This window comes from Streptomyces sp. NPDC032091 (genome assembly GCF_055580265.1).
In genome coordinates this window covers 41,000-58,945 of the sequence record NZ_JBVILR010000033.1, presented here as the reverse complement: position 1 = coordinate 58,945, position 17,946 = coordinate 41,000, and the positions used below count along the sequence as shown (strand labels likewise).

The window sequence follows — 17,946 nt, the reverse complement described above, 5'->3', positions numbered from 1 at the left end:
CACTACCTCTTCTCATCGAGGGCCAGGTCGAGCAGGGCGTCCAGGTCCATGCCCGCCAGTTCCTCCGCACCGGCGGCCCCGTCCGCCGCCTGCTGGGCGGCGCCGGTCCGGCCGGACGGGCCGGCGCAGGCGAGGACGGCGTCCAGGACGCCGGCCCGGCGCAGGGCGTCGATCGGGACGGTCCGCAGCACTTCCCTGATCTCCGCGTCCCGGGCCGGGTCCGCCTCCGGGGCCGGTTCGTTCGCCCCGGCCGCGGGACGGAGCAGGCCGAGGAGGTGCAGGCCCAGCTCGCGGGGGGTCGGGTAGTTGAAGACGAGGGTGGACGGCAGGCGCAGTCCGGTCGCGGCGGCCAGGCGGTTGCACAGTTCGACGGCGGTCAGCGAGTCGAATCCGAGCTGGGTGAACGGCTGGCCGGCGTCGACTGCCGTGCCGGCCGGGTGGCCGAGGACGACGGCGGCCTGGTCGCGGACCCAGTCCACGGCGGCGGCCTCCGCCTCCGCCGCGGGCAGGGACCGCAGCCGGGCGAGGGGGCTCGCCTCCCCGGCCGCGGCCGCCCGTGCGCGGCGGGGGCGTGCGCCTTCGGCGAGGCCGCGCAGGAGCGGCGGCAGCGCGTCGCCGCGGCCGCGCAGGGCCGCGAGGTCCACCCGGGCCGGCACGAGGACCGCCCGGTCGCTCGCGCACGCCGCGTCGAACAGGGCCAGGGCCTCGGGGGTCGGCATGGGGGCGATGCCCATCCGCCGGAGCCGGGCGAGGTCGGCCCGGCCCAGGTCCCCGGTCATCCCGCTGCTCTCTTCCCACCAGCCCCAGCACAGGGAGGTGCCGGGCAGCCCGGACGCCCGGCGGTGGGCCGCCAGGCCGTCGAGGAAGCCGTTGGCCGCCGCGTAGTCGGCCTGCCCGGCGGTGCCGAGCGTGCCGGCGAGGGCGGAGAAGTGGAGGAACGCCGACAGGGGGCGCCCGCGGGTCAGCTCGTCCAGGTGGACGGCGCCGGCCGCCTTGGCGCGCAGCACGCGGTGCAGGTCCTCGGGGGTCAGCGACTCGACGGTGGCGTCCGCCAGTACGCCCGCCGCGTGGACGACGGCGGTCAGCGGGTGGCGGGCGGGCAGGTCCGCCAGCAGTTCCGCCACGGCGGCCCGGTCGGCGATGTCGCAGGCCACGACGCGGACGGTGGCGCCGGCCGCCTCCAGCTCGGCGGCCAGCGCGGCGGCTCCGTCGGCGTCCGGGCCCCGGCGGCTCGCCAGGACCAGGCTGCGCACGCCGCGTTCGGTGACCAGGTGCCGGGCGACCAGCGAGCCGACGCCGCCGGTGCCGCCGGTGACCAGGACGGTGCCGCCGCCGAAGTCCTCGCCCAGTTCGAGGACCAGCTTGCCGGTGTGGCGGCCCTGGCTCATCTCGCGGAACGCGGCGCGGGCGTCGCGCACGTGGCGGACGGAGACCGGGCCGAGCCGCAGGTAACCGTCGGCGAACAGCTCCATGACCTCCCGGAACATCGCCCGGAGGGCGTCGGGGCCGGCCGAGCCGTAGAGGTCGAAGGCCCGGTAGTCGACCCCGGGGTGGTCGGCGGCCACCTGCCGGGCGTCGCGGATGTCCGTCTTGCCCATCTCGATGAAGTGGCCGCCGCCCGGGAGCAGTTCCAGGGAGGCGTCGACGAAGGCGTGCGCGAGGGAGTTGAGGACCACGTCCACCCCGCGGCCGTCCGTGGCGTCGAGGAACTTCCGCGCGAAGTCCAGGTCGCGCGAGGACGCCAGGTGGGCGTCGTCCAGGCCCTGGGCGCGCAGGGCGGGCCACTTGGCGGGGCTCGCGGTCGCGTACACCTCGGCGCCGGCGTACCGGGCGAGCTGGACGGCGGCCGTGCCGACGCCGCCGGCGGCGGCGTGGACGAGGATGCGCTGCCCCTTCTCCAGCCGCATCACGTGGAAGAGGGCGTAGTAGGCGGTGAGGAAGGTGCTGGGTACGGACGCCGCCTCGGCGTGGCTCCAGCCGTCGGGGACCGGGGTCAGCAGGCGGTGGTCGGCCACGGCCACCGGGGCGAAGGCGCCGGGGAAGATGCCGGTGACCCGGTCGCCGGGGCGGAAGGCGGTCACGTCGTCCGCCGTCTCCAGGACGACGCCGGAGCCCTCGCTGCCGAGTCCGGCGTCGAAGTCCGTCCGGTCGATGAGCCCGAGGGCGATCGTGACGTCGCGGAAGTTGAGGCCCGCGGCCCGGACGGCGATGCGGACCTGCCCGCTCCGCAGGGGCGCCTCCACCTCGGGGCAGGGCACCCAGGCGAGGTTCTCCAGGGTGCCCTGCCGCGGGATGCCCAGGCGGTGCGCGCCCGGCGCGGGCGGTTCGAGCCGCCGGTCGGCGGGCGGGGCCGGGGCCAGGCGGGGGACGAGGGCGGCGCCGTCGCGCAGGGCCAGCTGGTCCTCGCCGAGCCGCAGGGCGTCCGGGAGGGCCGCGCGGGAGGTGTCCGCGTCGTCGACGTCGACGAGCCGGAAGCGGCCGGGGTGTTCGGTCTGGGCGGAGCGGACCAGGCCCCATATCGAGGCCCCGGGGAGGCTTTCGACGTCCTCCCCCGCGCCGGTGGCCTGGGCGCGGCGGGTGAGCACCACGAGGGTGGTTCCGGTAAGCCGTTCGTCGGCGAGGAACCGCTGGAGCAGGCCGAGGACGCGCTCGGCCGTCCCGCCGACGGCGGTGAGCGCGTCGGCGCCGGCGGGGACGAGGTCGTCCACGGGGAGCACGAGGTGGCGGGGGGCGTCCGTGCCGGAGGGGACCTCGGCGAGGGAGGGGTGGAGGGGGGCGTCGCCGCCGACCGCCCCGGCGAGCCCGGCGGCCGGGCCGTCCACGGCGCCGAGCACGCCCCAGGGCGCGCGGGCGGTGTCCCGGGGCTCCTGCGGGGCCGGGCGCCAGTCGAGTGCGTACAGGGGCCGCTCGTGCCCGGCGCCCGCCGGGCGCACCTGGTCGGCGGTGGCGGGGCGGAAGGCCAGGGCGTCGACGCGGCCGATCGCGCGGCCGCTCTCGTCGGCGAGGTCCAGGGCGACGACGCCTTCGCCGGACGGGGTGAGCCGGACGCGGACGGTCGGGCCGCAGGTTCCGGTGAGGGCCGCGCCGGACCAGGAGAAGGGCATCCAGCCCCGCTCCTCGGTGACGGTGAGGACGCCGCCGACGACCACGGCGTGGAGCACGGTGTCGGTGAGCGCCGGGTGCAGGGCGAAGCCGTCGCCGGAGGACGCCGCGGCGTCCTCCGGGAGGGTGGCGAGGGCGAAGAGCTCCTCGCCGCGCCGCCAGACCTCGCGCAGTCCGCGGAAGGCCGGGCCGTAGTCGAAGCCGCGGTCGGCGAGGGTGTCGTAGAGGCCGTCGAAGGGGAGGCGTTCGGCGCCGGGCGGGGGCCAGGCGGCCAGCGGAGCCCCGGTGCCGTCGGGGGTCGGGGCGAAGGCGGCGACCGGGGGCGGGTTCGGGGTCAGGGTGCCCTGGGCGTGGCGGGTCCAGGAGCCGGTGTGCGGGCCGTCCTCGGCGGGGCGCGCGTACACGTCCAGGGAGCGGCGTCCGTCCTCGTCCGCCGCGCCGACGACGGCCCGGACCCGGACCCCTCCCTCGTCGGGCAGGACGAGGGGGATCTCCAGGGAGAGTTCCGCGACGGCCGGGCAGCCGACGCGGTCGCCCGCCGACAGGGCCAGGTCCAGGTGGGCGGTGGCCGGGACGACGGCCGAGCCGAACACGGCGTGGTCGGCGAGCCAGCCGTGGCTGCGCAGGGACCACAGGCCGGTGAAGACCGTCTCGTCGGTGCCGGGGTGGTCCACCGAGGCGCCGAGCAGCGGGTGGTGCGGGGAGGACAGGCCGGCGGAGGCCAGGTCGGCGGTGCCGGTGCCGGCGAGGAAGTCCAGCCAGTAGCGCCGGCGCTGGAAGGCGTACGTGGGGAGGTCCACGGGCGGATGCGTGCCGGTGAGGGCGGCCCAGTCCACGCGGGCGCCGCGGACGTGCAGTCCGGCGAGGGCTGCGGCCAGGCCCTCCGCCGCGTCCCGGCCGCGGCGCGAGGAGGCGATGACGTGGGCGTCGGTGCCTTCGGCGGCGAAGGCGTCCCGGGTGAGGCCGGCGAGGGTCGAGCCGGGTCCGACCTCGACGAAGACGCCGGCTCCGGCGGCCCGGGCGTGGGAGAGGGCCTCGTGGAAGCGTACGGGTGCGCGGACGTGGTCCACCCAGTGCGCGGCGGAGGCCAGTTCGCCGGGCGTGGCCTCACGGCCCAGGAGGGTCGAGACGACCGGGATCGCCGGCCCGTCGCCCGCGGCGAGGGCGGGGAGGGCCGCCGCGAACTCCTCCAGGACCGGGTCCATGAGCGGGGAGTGGAAGGCGTGGTCGAATGGGAGGAGCTTGGCGGAGCGGCCGTCGGCGACGAGCCGGTCGCGCAGGTCGTGGACCTCCTCGCGCAGGCCGGAGACCACCACCGAGTCGGGGCCGTTGACGGCGGCGATCCCGGTCCGGGCGTAGGGGGCGAGCAGGGCGCGGACCTCGGCGTCGGGGACGCGCACGGCCAGCATGGCGCCGCGTTCGGTGACGGTCTGCATGGTGCGGCCGCGTGCGGCCACGATCCGGGTGGCGGTGTCCAGGTCGAGGGCCCCGGACACGTGGGCTGCGGCGATCTCGCCGACGGAGTGGCCGATGAGGCGGTCCGGGCGCGGGCCGAACCGGGTCAGGGTCCGGTAGAGGGCGACCTGGAGGGCGAACAGCGCGGGCTGCATGACGTCCGTGCGGTCGGCGCCCTCCGGCTCGTCGGCCAGGAGCAGGGGCTTGAGGGGGAACGGGAGGTGCGCGTCGAAGCGGGCGCAGACCTCGTCGAGGGTCTGCGCGAAGACGGGGAAGGCGGCGCACAGGTCGCGGGCCAGGCCGGTCCAACGGGCGCCCTGGCCGGGGAACATGAAGACGGTGCCGCCCTCTTCGGCGGCCGTGCAGCGCACCACCGCGGGGCTCTCCGTGCCCCCGGCGAGGGAGGCGAGGGCGTCCAGCAGGCCCTCGCGGTCGCGGCCCAGGACGACCGCGCGGTGTTCGAACGTCGACCGGCGGGAGACCAGGGAGGCGGCGACGGCGGCGGGGTCGGCCTCCGGGTCGGCCTCGGCGAAGGCGCGCAGCCGCCCGGCCTGGGCCCGCAGGGCCGGCTCCGAGCGGGCGGACAGCACCCACGGGACGAGGCCGACGGCTCCGGCCGGGACCGGTGCGGCGGGCTCGGCCGCCGGCTCCTCCTCGGGGGCCTGTTCCAGGATGAGGTGGGCGTTGGTGCCGCTGGCGCCGAAGCTGGAGACGGCCGCCCGGCGGGGGCGTCCGGGTGCGGTGGTCCACTCGCGGGCCCCGGTGAGGAGTTCGACGGCGCCGGCGGACCAGTCCACGTGGGTGGAGGGGCGGTCCACGTGCAGGGTGGCGGGCATGATGCCGTGCCGCATCGCCATGATCGTCTTGATGATGCCGCCGACGCCCGCCGCGGCCTGGGTGTGGCCGATGTTCGACTTCAGCGAGCCCAGCCACAGGGGGTCGCCCGGCTCGCGGTCCTGCCCGTAGGTGGCGAGGAGGGCCTGCGCCTCGATGGGGTCGCCGAGGGTGGTGCCGGTGCCGTGGGCCTCCACGACGTCGACCTCGGACGGCTGGACGCGGGCGTTGGCGAGCGCGGCCCGGATGACCCGCTGCTGGGCGGGGCCGCTGGGGGCGGTGAGGCCGTTGGAGGCACCGTCCTGGTTGACGGCGGAGCCCCGGATGACGGCCCAGATCCGGCGGCCGTGGCGGCGTGCGTCGGAGAGCCGTTCGAGGACGAGCATGCCGACGCCCTCGGCGAAGCCGGTGCCGTCCGCGGCGTCCGCGAACGCCTTGCACCGGCCGTCCGGCGACAGGCCGCGCTGGCGCGCGAACTCGCGGAACACCTGCGGGGTCGCCATGACGGTGACCCCGCCGGCCAGCGCGAGGGAGCACTCGCCCTGCCGCAGGGACTGCACGGCCTGGTGCACGGTCACCAGTGAGGAGGAGCAGGCGGTGTCGGTGGAGACGGCCGGGCCCTCCAGGCCCAGCGCGTACGCCACCCGGCCCGAGGCCACGCTCAGCAGGGAGCCGGTCTGCGCGTAGCCCGCGATGACCTCGGGGGTGTGGTGGTGGTTGCCGTAGCCGAAGTACGCGAGGCCGGCGAAGACGCCGGTGTCGCTGCCGCGCAGGGTGTGCGGGTCGATGCCGGCCCGCTCCAGGGACTCCCACGAGGTCTCCAGGAGCAGCCGCTGCTGCGGGTCGGCGGCGAGCGCCTCGCGCGGGTTGATCTCGAAGAACTCGGCGTCGAAGTCGCCGGCGCCGTCCAGGAAGCCGCCGGAGCGGGTGGGGCGGGTGTCCGGGTGGTCCGGGTCGGGGGCGCAGAGGCCCTCCAGGTCCCAGTGGCGGTCCTGGGGGAAGTCCGACACCACGTCGGCGCCGGCCCGCACGAGGTCCCACAGCTCCTCCGGGGAGGCGACGCCGCCGGGGTAGCGGCAGGCGACGCCGACGACCGCGATGGGCTCGGCGGCGGCGTCCGTCAGCTCCTGGAGGCGTTTGCGGGTCTCGATCAGCTCGATCGACGTCCGCCGGAGGTAGTCGAGGACCTCGGCGCCGTTGTCGTTCGTCATCGCTCTCCCCTAGCCGAGCTCTTGGTCCAGCAGCCGGAGGAGTTCTCCCGCTGAGGCCGACGTGATCTGGTCGACGAGGGCGACCGGGGATCCGGCGCCCGCCATCGAGCGGACTCGGCCCTGGAGGTCGCCGAGCAGCGTGGAAATGGTGGTGCGGTCCTCTTCCGCGAGCCGGAGGAAGGCCTCCTCCAGGCGGGAGCCCAGCCGTTCGATCTCCTGGGCGAGGGCGTCGGCCGGGGACGGCGGGGCCGCGGAGTCGGAGGCGATGCCCGTGTACAGGAACGCGGCGAGGGCGTCCGGGTTCGGGTGGTCGAAGACGAGCGTGGCGGGCAGCTTCAGGCCGGTGACCGCGGACAGCCTGTTGCGCAGTTCGAGGGCCGTGAGCGAGTCGAGCCCCAGCTTCTTGAACGTGGCGGCCGGGCCGACCCTGCCGGTGTCGCGGTGGCCGAGGACCAGGGCGGTCTGGGTCCGCACCGCGTCGAGGAGCAGGGCCCGCGCCTCGTCCGGGGGCAGCGACCGCAGGCGCCGGGCCGTGCCGGGGTCGGTGGGCCCGTCGCCGGCCGGGGCGGAGGGCGTCCCGGCCGCAGGGGTCAGGAGCGGCGAGGCGGCGCCGGGGGCGGCGGGGTCCAGCCGGGCCGGGACGAGGACCGGTTCGTCCAGCGGGAGGGCCAGGTCGAAGAGGGCGAGCCCGTCCCGTGGGGCGAGGGGCAGGACGCCCTGGCGCCGCAGGCGTTCGACGTCGGTGCCGGCGAGGCCGGCGAGCATCTCGCTGTGCCCGGCCCACAGGCCCCAGCACAGCGAGGCGGCCGGCAGGCCGTCGGCGCGGCGGGCCTCAGCGAGGCCGTTGAGGAAGCCGTTGGCCGCCGCGTAGTTGGCCTGTCCGGCCGTTCCCAGCAGGCTGGCGACGGAGGAGAACAGCACGAACGCGGACAGGTCCAGGTGGCGGGTCAGCTCGTGCAGGTGCCAGGCGCCGCGGGCCTTGGCCGCGAGGACGGTGTCGACGCGGTCCTCGGTCAGCGCCTCGACGACCCCGTCGTCCAGCACGCCGGCGCAGTGGACCACCGCGGTCAGCGGGTGGGCGGGCGGGACGGCGTCGAGGAGCGCGGCGAGGGCGTCGCGGTCGGCGACGTCGCAGGCCACGACTTCGACGTGGGCGCCGGCGCCGGTCAGCTCGGCGCGCAGCGCGGCCGCCGAGGGGGCGTCGGGGCCCCGGCGGCCGGCCAGCACCAGCCGGCGCACGCCGTGCCGCCCGACGAGGTGGCGGGCCAGCAGGGCGCCCAGGCCGCCGGTGCCTCCCGTGATCAGGACGGTGCCGGAGCCCAGCGCCGGGACGGCCCGCGGGGCGCCCGCGGCCTGGGCGGGGGCCAGTGCCGGGGTGGAGGCCGCGCCGGCCCGGACCTTGACCTGGGCCGGCCCGGCGGCGGCCGCGGCGGGCACGGCGGCGAGGGAGGCGGGCGTGCCGTCGGTGTCCACGAGCGTGAGGCGGCCCGGGTTCTCGGTCTGGGCGCTGCGGACGAATCCCCAGACGGCGGCCGCCGCCGGGTCGGTGCGGGGCACGTGCGCGTCACGGACCGCGTCCCGCGTCACGAGCGCCAGGCGGGAGCCGGCGAACCGGTCGTCGGCGAGCCAGTCGCGGACCAGGCGCAGGACGCGGTGCAGGGCCCGCTCGGCGCGGGCGGGAGTGTCGGGGCCGTCGGTGTCGAAGGGGCCGGCGGCGGCGAGGACGACGGGGGGCACGGGGGCGCCGGAGGCGGCCAGGGCGCGCAGGTCGGCGCAGGCCGCGCCCTGGTGCGGGGCGGCGGGGACGGCGGGGGGCCGGCCGGGGGCGCCCACCACGGCGTACGGGGCGGGGGCGGAGGGGAGCGCGAGGGGGGTCCAGTCCACCCGGAAGAGGGAGTCGTGGTGGTCGAAGCCCAGGGCGGTCAGTTCCTCGGCGTCGGCGGGCCGCAGGGTCAGCTCCTCGACGCCGCCGACGGGGGTTCCGGCGGCGTCCGCGAAGGTCAGGGTCAGGGTGTCCGGTCCGGCGGGGGCCAGGCGGACGCGCAGGGGGCCGGGCTCGGCCCGGCCGGCGCGCAGGCCCGTGCAGCGCAGCGGCAGCGGGGCTCCGGGCCGGGGGTCGCCGGGGGTGCCGGTGAGGGCGGCCGGGAGCAGCGCGGCGTGCAGGAGCGCCGGGTGGACGCGGTAGCGGCCGCCCGCGCCGTCGGCGGGCGGCAGTTCGACCTCCGCGCAGAGGGCGTCGCCGTCGCGCCACAGCGTCCGCAGTCCGCGGAACAGGGGTCCGTGGGCGAACCCGAGGGCGGAGAGGCGGTCGTACGCGTCCTCGACGGGTACGGGGACCGCCCCGACGGGGGGCCAGTCGGCGGGGGGCCAGGCGGCGGGGACGCCCCCGGCCGGGCCGAGCCCGGACCCGGTGCGGGTGCCGGGGGCGGTGGCGGTGGCAGTGCCGGATCCGGTGGCGGTGGCCGTGCCCGGGGGGATGGTGCCGGTGGCGTGGCGGGTCCAGTGGGGGGCGGAGGCGGTGCGGGAGTGCACGGTGAGGGCGCCTTCGGGGGTGACGGTTGCGCGCAGTTCGCGCTCGCCCGTGCGGGGGAGGACCAGGGGGACTTCGAGGGTGAGTTCGGCGACGGTGTCGGCGCCCGACCGGTGTGCGGCCCACAGGGCCAGCTCCATCAGCGCAGCGGCCGGTACCAGGGCCGCGCCGTGGACGGTGTGGCCGGCGAGCCAGGGGTGGCGGGCGGCGGACAGGCGGCCGCCGGCGGCCAGGGCGCCCTCGGGCAGGTCGACGACGGCGTCGAGCAGCGGGTGGTCGGAGGTGCCCGCGCCGGCGCCCTCGGCGGGGGTGTCCAGCCAGTAGCGCTGCCGCTGGAAGGCGTAGGTGGGCAGTTCGGTGAACGGGCCCGCCCGGTCCGGGAAGGCGCTCTCCCAGGTCACCGGGGCGCCCGCCACGAAGGCCTCGGCCGCCGAGCGGTGGAAGCGGGCGAGGCCGCCCTCGCCGCGGCGCAGGGTGCCCACGGCGAGGGCGTCGGCGCCCGCGTCGTCGAGGGTCTGTTCCACACCGACCGTCAGGACCGGGTGGGCGGAGACCTCGACGAAGAAGCGGAAGCCCTCCGCCGCCAGGGCCCGGGTCGTCTCCTCGAAGCGGACGGTCCGGCGCAGGTTGGCGTACCAGTAGTCGGCGTCCAGGCCCGTGGTGTCCAGCCGGCCGGCGGTGACCGTGGAGAAGAAGGGGACCTGGGCCGGTTGCGGCCGCAGTCCCGCGAGCAGGCGGCCGAGTTCCCCGCGGATCGCCTCCACGTGCGCGGAGTGGGAGGCGTAGTCCACCGGGACGCGGCGGGCGCGGATCCCCTCGGCCTCGCAGGCGGCGAGCAGGGCGTCCAGCGCGGCCGCGTCCCCGGAGACCACGGCGGACGAGGGGCCGTTGACGGCGGCGACGGACAGGCCGTCCGTCAGCCGAGCGCGCAGGGCGTCGACGGGGAGCTCGACGGACACCATCCCGCCGAGCCCGGACAGGGCCAGGATCGCCTGGGACCGCAGCGCCACCACCTTGGCGGCGTCCTCGACGGAGAGGGCGCCCGCCACGCAGGCGGCGGCGATCTCCCCCTGCGAGTGGCCCACCACGGCCGCGGGCCGCAGCCCGTACGCGCGCCACACCTCGGCGAGGGAGACCATCACGGCCCACAGCGCGGGCTGGACGACGTCCACCCGCTCCAGCGCCTCGGCGTCGTCGAGCACCTCGCGGAGGGACCAGTCGACGTGGGGGGCGAGCGCGTCGGCGCACTCCTGCATCCGGCGTGCGAACACCGGGGAGGAGCGCCACAGTTCACGGCCCATCCCGGCCCACTGCGATCCCTGGCCGGGGAAGACGAACACCGTCCCGCCGGCGGCCCCGGCGGTGCCGGACACCACGCCGGCGCTCCCGTCGGCGCTCCCGTCGCCGGCGGCGGCCGTGAGGGCGGCGAGCAGGTCGTCCCGGCCGGCGCCGAGGAGGACCCGGCGGTGGTCGAACAGCGAGCGGGTGGCGACGAGCGCGTGTCCGACGCCGTCGAGCGGCAGGCCGGGGTGGGCGGCCATGTGGTCGCGCAGCCGCAGCGCCTGGTCCCGCAGTGCCTCCGGCGACCGGGCCGACAGTACCCACGGCGCCGGCGCCGGGGCGTCGGCCGCCTCGGGCGCGGGGAGCTCCCGCGGTGCGGGCTCCGCCCGGGGGGTGGGGGGTTCCTGCGGTGCGGGGGGCTTCTCGGGTGCCTGTTCGAGGATCAGGTGCGCGTTGGTGCCGCTGATGCCGAAGGCGGACACGCCGGCCCGCCGCGGGCGGCCGGGGGCGGCGGTCCACTCCCTGGCCCCGGTCAGCAGTTCCACCGCGCCGGACGACCAGTCCACGTGGGTCGAGGGGCGGTCCACGTGCAGGGTGGCGGGGAGCACCCCGTGCCGCATCGCCATGATCATCTTGATCATCCCGCCGACGCCCGCGGCGGCCTGGGTGTGGCCGATGTTCGACTTCAGCGAGCCCAGCCACAGCGGGCTGCCCGGCTCGCGGTCCCGCCCGTAGGCGGCCAGCAGCGCCTCCGCCTCCATCGGGTCGCCCAGCGTGGTGCCGGTGCCGTGCGCCTCGACCGCGTCCACGTCGCCGGCCGACAGTCCGGCGTCGGCCAGGGCCGCCCGGATGACCCGTTCCTGCGCCAGCGGGTTCGGCGCGGTCAGCCCGTTGGAGGCACCGTCCTGGTTGACCGCCGAGCCGCGGATCACCGCCAGCACCCTGCGCCCGGCCCGCAACGCGTCGGAGAGGCGTTCGAGGACGAGCACGCCGGCGCCCTCGGAGAAGCCGGTGCCGTCCGCCGCGTCGGCGAACGCCTTGCACCGCCCGTCGGCCGACAGGCCCCGCTGCCGACCCAGTTCCACGAGCACGCCCGGGGTGGGCATGGCCGAGACCCCGCCGGCCAGGGCCAGCGCGCACTCCCCCGACCGCAGGGACCGCACGGCCTGGTGGACGGCGACGAGCGAGGAGGAGCAGGCGGTGTCGGTCGACACCGCGGGCCCCTCCAGGCCCAGGACGTACGCCACGCGTCCCGAGGCCACGCTGGTGTACGTGCCGGGGAGCGCGTAGCCCTCCACCTCGCCGGCCGCCGCTCCGCCCATCCGGGGGCCGTAGTCGACGGCGTAGATCCCGGTGAACACCCCGGTCGCCGAACCGCGCAGCCCGGCCGGGTCGATGCCGGCGCGTTCCAGCGCCTCCCAGGAGATCTCCAGCATCAGCCGCTGCTGCGGGTCCATGGCGAGGGCCTCGCGCGGACTGATGCCGAAGAACGGCGCGTCGAACTCCGCGAGGCCGGGCAGGAATCCGCCGGCGCGCGCGTACGTCGTGCCCGGCGTCCCGGGGTCCTGCGCGTACAGCGCCTCCAGGTCCCAGCCGCGGTCCTGCGGGAAGGCGCCCATCGCGTCCACCCCGTCGGCCACGATCCGCCACAGCCCTTCGGGGGAGGCCACCCCGCCCGGGAAGCGGCATCCCGCGCCCACGACCGCGATGGGCTCGCGCGCGGACTCCTCCAGCTCGCGCACCCGCTCGCGCAGCTCCCGCGCGTCGCCCACGGCGCGTCGCAGGTAGGAGCGGAGCTTGTCGACGTCCTCCACCAGGGCCTCCCCCAACCGTTGCTCAGAAGTACGGGTGCGGTTACACGTATCCGCGGTCGATCAGCTCGTACAGGTCGTCCAGATCGCCGTCGCCGGGAGGTTCCGGGACGGCCTCCTCCGGTGGCGCGGTCCCCTCCGGCGGCACGGGCTCCTCGGGGGCCCCGGGCGCGAGGAGGGAGAAGAGGTGGCGGGCGAGCGCCCGGGGGGTGGGGTGGGTGAAGGCGACGGTGGCCGGGAGCCGTACTCCGGCCGCGGCCGCGAGCCGGTTGCGCAGCCCCACCGCGAGCGCGGAGTCGAACCCCAGGTCCTTGAAGGTCTCCGTCGCCCGTGCCGCGAGGGCGGCGCCCGTCGCCCCGGCGGCGCCCGTGGCGGCCAGCAGGGCCGCCGTCTCGGCGCACACGAGGGCGAGGACGGCGGTCTCGGAGCCCAGGTCCGCCGGGGGCGCGCCGCCCCCGCCCGGTCCGTCAGCGTCCGCGGCGGACGGGCCCGGACCGGCCGGGCCGGGGGCCGCCGTCAGCCAGTACGGCCGCCGCTGGAAGGGATAGGTCGGCAGGGCGACCCGGCGGGGCCGGTCCGCGGCGAACGCCTCCTCCCAGCGGGCCGGTACGCCGCGCACGTGCAGCTCGGCCAGGGACGCCAGGACCGCGCCCGTGCTCCCGTCGTGCTTGTTCAGGGTGCCCACCACCACCGGCGAGGCCCCCAGGGCGTCGGCCGTCTCCTCGATCGCCACCTGGAGGACCGGGTGGGGGCTGACCTCGACGAAGGTGCCGTAGCCCTGCTCGACGAGGTGCCTGGTGGCGGCTTCGAAGCGGACCGTGCGCCGCAGGTTGCGGAACCAGTAGCCGGTGCCCAGTTCCGCCGGGGCGACCGGGCCGCCGGTCACCGTCGAGAAGACGGCCGCCGTCGCAGGCCGGGGGGTGATCGGGCCCAGTCCGTCCGTCAGTTCGGTCTCGAACCGGTCCAACAGCGGCGAGTGGCCGGGGACGGTGGACCTGATCAGCCGGGCCCGGACCCCCTCGGCCTCGCAGGCCGCGACCAGTTCCCGCACCGCCGCGGTCTCGCCCGAGACGGTGGTGGAGTGGGGGCCGTTGACGGCGGCGATCCCGATGCGCGCGCCCCACCGCCCCAGCAGCTCCCGTACCCGGCGTTCGGGCAGCAGGATCCCGGCCATGGCGCCCTGTCCGGCGACGGTGGCCAGCAGCCGGGAACGCAGGGCGACGATCCTGGCCGCGTCCCGCAGGCCGAGGACGCCGGCGACGTGGGCCGCGGCGATCTCGCCCTGGGAGTGGCCCACGACCGCGTCGGGGGTGACGCCCAGCGAGCGCCACACCCGGGCCAGGGAGACCATCATGGCGAACAGGGCCGGCTGGACGACCTCGATCCGGTCGAGGGACGCGGCCGGCTCCACCCCGGTGAGGACGTCCACCGGCGACCAGTCGACGTACGGGGCCAGGGCCTGCGCGCACGCGTCGAGCGAGCGGGCGAAGACCTCCGACTCCGCGTACAGCCGCCGGCCCATGGCCGGCCACTGCGACCCCTGGCCGGGGAAGACGAAGACGACGGGACCCGCCGGGCCCGGGGCCGTCCCGCGGACCACCCGGGCCGCGTCACCGCCCTCCGCGAGCCGGCCCAGCGCCTCCAGGGCCTCGTCGCGGCCGGCGCCGAGCACCACCGCCCGGTGGTCGAACCGGGTCCGCGTCACGGCCAGCGAGTGGCCGACGTCGGCCGCGGACAGCGCGGGGTCCGCGGTCACGAGGTCCCGCAGCCGCGCCGCCTGGTCCCGCAGGGCCGGCGCCGAGCGTGCGGAGAGCACCCACGGCAGCACGCGCGGGGTCCGGTCCGCGCCGGCCGGACGGGGGTCCTCGGGCGGGCAGGGCTCCGCGGGCGGCCGGGGGGCCTGTTCCAGGACCACGTGCGCGTGGGTGCCGCCCATGCCGAACGCCGACACGCCGGCGCGGCGCGGCCGGCCGGGGGCGTCCGGCCAGGGGCGGGCGGCCCGCAGCACCTCGAAGTGCTCGTGGAAGTCCTCGATGGCGGGGTTCGGGGAGCGGAAGTTCAGGCTCGGCACCAGGTGGGCGCGGTCCAGGCAGAGCGCCGCCTTCACGAGGCCGACGATGCCGGCGGCCGGCTCCAGGTGTCCGACGTTCGTCTTCACCGAGCCGATCACCAGGGGGCGTTCCCGACCGGTCGCCCGGAACACCTCGCGCAGGCCCGCCGCCTCGGCGGGGTCGCCCATGCGGGTGCCGGTGCCGTGGGCCTCGACGTAGTCGACGCTGTCGAAGTCGACGTCCGCGCGGGCGAGGGCGGCCCGTACGGCGGCCGCCTGCCCGGCGGGGCTGGGGTCGGGCATCCGGGTGGAGGCCCCGCCGCTGCCGACGGCCCAGCCGCGCACCACCGCGTAGACGTGGTCGCCGTCGGCGAGGGCGAGGTCGAGCCGCTTGAGCAGGACGAACGCCCCGCCCTCCCCCCGGGCGAAGCCGTTGGCCCGCTCGTCGAAGGTGAAGCAGCGGCCGTCGGGCGACAGGGCGCCCAGGTTCGCCAGGCCCGCTCCCGCCGCCGGGTCGGCGATCAGGTGGACGCCGCCCGCCAGGGCCGTGTCGACGGCGCCGGCCCGGATGCGTTCGCAGGCCAGCGCCAGCGCGACCAGGGAGGAGGACTGGCCGGAGTCGGCGCAGAAGCTCATGCCGCGGACGTCGAACAGGGCGGAGATCCGGTTCGCGATCATCGCCCCGTTGGAGCCGAGCGCGGCGTAGTGGTCGTCCCGGTCGGTTCCGGAGAGCCTGCGCAGCAGGTCGTACCCGGACGGCGCGGTGCCGACCACCACGTCGACCTCGCGGCCGGCGAGCGCGTCCGCCGGGACGCGGGCGTCCTCGACGGCCTCCCAGGCGAGCTCCAGTCCGAGCCGCTGCACCGGGTCCATGGCGGCGGCCTCGTCCGGGCCGGTGCCGAAGAACCCCGCGTCGAAGCCGTCGATGGAGTCGAGGAAGGACCCCCGGTCCAGGACGGCCGCGTCGGGGTGGGGCCCGTGGTCCGGGCCGGCGGGCCGGGAGGCGGGGAACGTGCCGACGGTCGATCCCCCATCGAGCAGGAGGCGCCAGAACGCGCGCGGGCCGTTCACGCCGGGGAACCGGCAGGACATCCCGATGACGGCGATGTCGGCGGCTGCGCCACTCATAGACGTTCCTCCCGGTTCTTTCGGCATCACGGACGGACGGACGGTCGGGCGGGCAGGCGGACGGGCGGGCAGGCAGGCGGTCGGGTGGGCAGGCAGGCGGTCGGGTGGCCGGTCAGCGCCAGGAGGTCAGGGCGCCCAGCAGCTCCCCGGGGGCGTCCATGAAGGCGTAGTGGCCGCCGTCGACGACCCGGAAGTCGACCCGGTCCGCGTACCGGCGCCAGCCTTCGAGGTCCTCGGGGCTCACGTCGGTGTCGTCACGCCAGTGCAGGACGACCAGGGGGCAGTCCAGCCGGGCCGGCTCCGTCCGCCGGTAGGCACCCGCGGCGGCGTGGTCGCGCAGCAGCACGGACATCCCCAGGTCGATCATGTCCGGCCGGGGCTCGATCCCGCGGCCCCGGACGAACGCCTCCAGCTCGGCGCGCAGTTCGGGCTCGGTGAGGGTGAGCATCCGGTCGCGCGCGGCGTCGTGCGGGGCGGGCTGGCCGGACACGTAGAGGCAGCGCGGTCCGGGCAGGCCGCGCTCGGCGAGGCGGAGCACGGTCTCGTAGGCGGGGATGGCCCCCGCGCAGTGCGCGAAGACGGCGTACGGCCGGTCGAGCAGCGGGGTGAGTGCCTCGACGAGGCTGTCGGCCAGGTCCTCGTAGGTGCCGTAGTGCGGGTGCCCCAGCCGGTTCTCGCGGCCGGGGAACTGCACGGGGCAGACCTCCACGCCGTCGATGGCGGCCGGCCAGGCGCTGAAGGCCGAGGCGCCGGACCCGGAGAAAGGGAGGCAGAAGAGCCGGGCGGCGGAGGCGGCGGACGGCGGCCGGACGAACCACGGGGAGGTGGCGGTGGTGGTGCCGGTGGTCATGGGGTCCGCCGTTTCTCTCCGACGAGGGGCAGGTGGGTCAGGCCGGCGATGAAGTACGACCGCAGGTGCTGCGGTTCGCCGGCGGGTTCGAGGGACTCGAAGCGGGCGAGCAGCTCCTCGAAGAAGACGCGCAGCGTCATCCGGGCGAGGGGTGCGCCGATGCAGAAGTGCGGGCCGAACCCGAAGGCGCCGTGGCGCTTGGCCCCGGCCCGGGTGATGTCGAAGGCGTGCGGGTCGGGGAAGACGGAGGCGTCCCGGTTGCCCGCGCCGATCCACGCCACGACCGCGCCGCCGGCCGGGACGGTGCCGCCGGCGATGTCGGCGTCGTCCACCGCGTACCGCATGAAGTTGCAGGCGGCGGAGGTCCAGCGCAGGCCTTCCTCGACGAGGTTGGGCACCAGTGTGGGGTCGGCCGCCGCCTTGCGGTATTGCTCAGGGCGCTCCATGAGCGCCAGGACGGTGCCGGAGACGGTGTGCGGGGTGGTGACGTTGGCGCCCAGCAGGATGCTGTAGCCGTCGAGGGCGATCTCCTCGTCGGACAGCGGGGCGCCGCCGGGGCGGACGCTGGTGAGGTGGTGCAGGAGGCTCTCGTCCTCGGCGCCGGAGGCCCGGTGGGCCGTGGCCCAGTCCCGGACGTAGGTGAGCAGCTCGTGGTGGGCGATGGCCAAGGTCGCGGCCTCGCCGCCCAGGCGGAAGTGCGGGTCGCAGGGGGCGGTCACCATGGCGGTCAGCCGGACGAGCTCCTCCCAGTCCTTCTCCGGGATGCCGAGCAGCGGGCCGGTGACCAGCGCGGGCAGCAGCAGGGCCTGCTCGGCCAGGTCGAAGACCGCGCCGTCCAGGGCGGGTTCGAGGAAGCGCACGACGGTGGCCCGGATCCGGTCCTCCCAGCCCTGGACCGCGCGCGCGGTGAGCTTCGAGCCGAGCGGGCGGCGGACCTCGGTGTGCCGCGGCGGGTCGGTGGAGGTCATCAGTACGCCGGCGGCGGGGTCGTCCGTGCCGAGGTGGGTGGGGACGGTGCCGCGCTCGGAGGTGAACGCGCGGTGGTCGGACAGGACCCGGCGGACGTCCTCGTAGCGGGTCACCGACCAGAACTCCCGGCCGTCCGGCAGCACCTGGTGGTGCAGGGGGGCCCGCTCGCGCATCGCGTCCCAGACGGGGTGGGGGTCGCCGGAGGCGTAGAGGTCCAGGTCGAACAGGTCGACGCCGCCGAGGTCGACGTCGCGCCCGGGACCCGGCGTCAGCCTCACGCCCCGGTCCTGCCCTGCTCGATGAGCGCGGCGACCCGGGCCGGGGTCTGCGCCAGGTAGAAGTCGCGCACCGACAGCCGGACGCCGTACTCCTCCGACACCCGCTCGATGATCTTGATGCCGCTCAGCGAATTGCCGCCGATCGTGAAGAAGTCGTCCTCCACGCCGACCTCGCGGCCGCCCAGGTGCTCGCCCCAGAGCGCCGCGATGTCCTGCTCCAACGATCCCATTGCCCGTATGTCCTTCCTCCGCCGGCCGGGGTCGCCCCGGCCGTGCCGTCCCGCCGGCGGGACACCTTCCTCGGACGGCCGGACCGAGTCTCGCGCGGACGGCCGCCGCACCGCACCGCTCCGGCGGGTGGCGGGGCACCCGCGGCGGGTGGGGTTGAGAGTGCGCCGCCGGACCTGCTCCGCGCCGGCCGTCCCGCCGGCGGGACAGCGGAAGTCC

Annotated in this window: 5 protein-coding genes and 1 pseudogene; all 6 read right to left on the bottom strand. The window is 77.1% G+C overall.

The window, feature by feature from the left end; genetic code table 11:
- Positions 1–2 precede the first annotated feature (2 nt).
- Positions 3–6,602, bottom strand: coding sequence for a type I polyketide synthase (locus tag ACZ5NJ_RS34885; protein WP_468770400.1), 6,600 nt, complete (start codon positions 6,600–6,602; stop codon positions 3–5).
- 9 nt (positions 6,603–6,611) lie between these two features.
- Positions 6,612–12,197, bottom strand: a pseudogene (locus tag ACZ5NJ_RS34880) (type I polyketide synthase); the annotation flags it as partial.
- Positions 12,198–12,267: 70 nt separating this feature from the next.
- Positions 12,268–15,402 (bottom strand): type I polyketide synthase, encoded by a 3,135-nt coding sequence (locus ACZ5NJ_RS34875; RefSeq protein ID WP_468770399.1) that lies wholly within the window; start codon positions 15,400–15,402, stop codon positions 12,268–12,270.
- 112 nt (positions 15,403–15,514) lie between these two features.
- Positions 15,515–16,252, bottom strand: a complete 738-nt coding sequence (locus ACZ5NJ_RS34870) for a thioesterase II family protein (RefSeq protein ID WP_468770397.1) — start codon at positions 16,250–16,252, stop codon at positions 15,515–15,517.
- Positions 16,249–17,499: a cytochrome P450 gene (locus tag ACZ5NJ_RS34865; protein ID WP_468770395.1), complete on the bottom strand. Its 1,251-nt coding sequence runs from the start codon at positions 17,497–17,499 to the stop codon at positions 16,249–16,251. Before ACZ5NJ_RS34865 ends, ACZ5NJ_RS34870 begins: the two co-directional genes overlap by 4 nt.
- The gene (locus ACZ5NJ_RS34860; RefSeq protein ID WP_468770394.1) at positions 17,496–17,729 is read right to left on the bottom strand and encodes a phosphopantetheine-binding protein; all 234 of its coding nucleotides are present in this window, start codon (positions 17,727–17,729) and stop codon (positions 17,496–17,498) included. The genes ACZ5NJ_RS34865 and ACZ5NJ_RS34860 overlap by 4 nt, the downstream gene beginning before the upstream one ends.
- Positions 17,730–17,946: the final 217 nt, after the last annotated feature.

What these genes read in the sequence shown, in the direction of transcription:
- ACZ5NJ_RS34885 (WP_468770400.1), bottom strand. Translation starts at nt 6,602, where the DNA reads ATGACGAACGACAACGGCGCCGAGGTCCTCGACTACCTCCGGCGGACG.
- ACZ5NJ_RS34875 (WP_468770399.1), bottom strand. Translation starts at nt 15,402, where the DNA reads ATGAGTGGCGCAGCCGCCGACATCGCCGTCATCGGGATGTCCTGCCGG.
- ACZ5NJ_RS34870 (WP_468770397.1), bottom strand. Translation starts at nt 16,252, where the DNA reads ATGACCACCGGCACCACCACCGCCACCTCCCCGTGGTTCGTCCGGCCG.
- ACZ5NJ_RS34860 (WP_468770394.1), bottom strand. Translation starts at nt 17,729, where the DNA reads ATGGGATCGTTGGAGCAGGACATCGCGGCGCTCTGGGGCGAGCACCTG.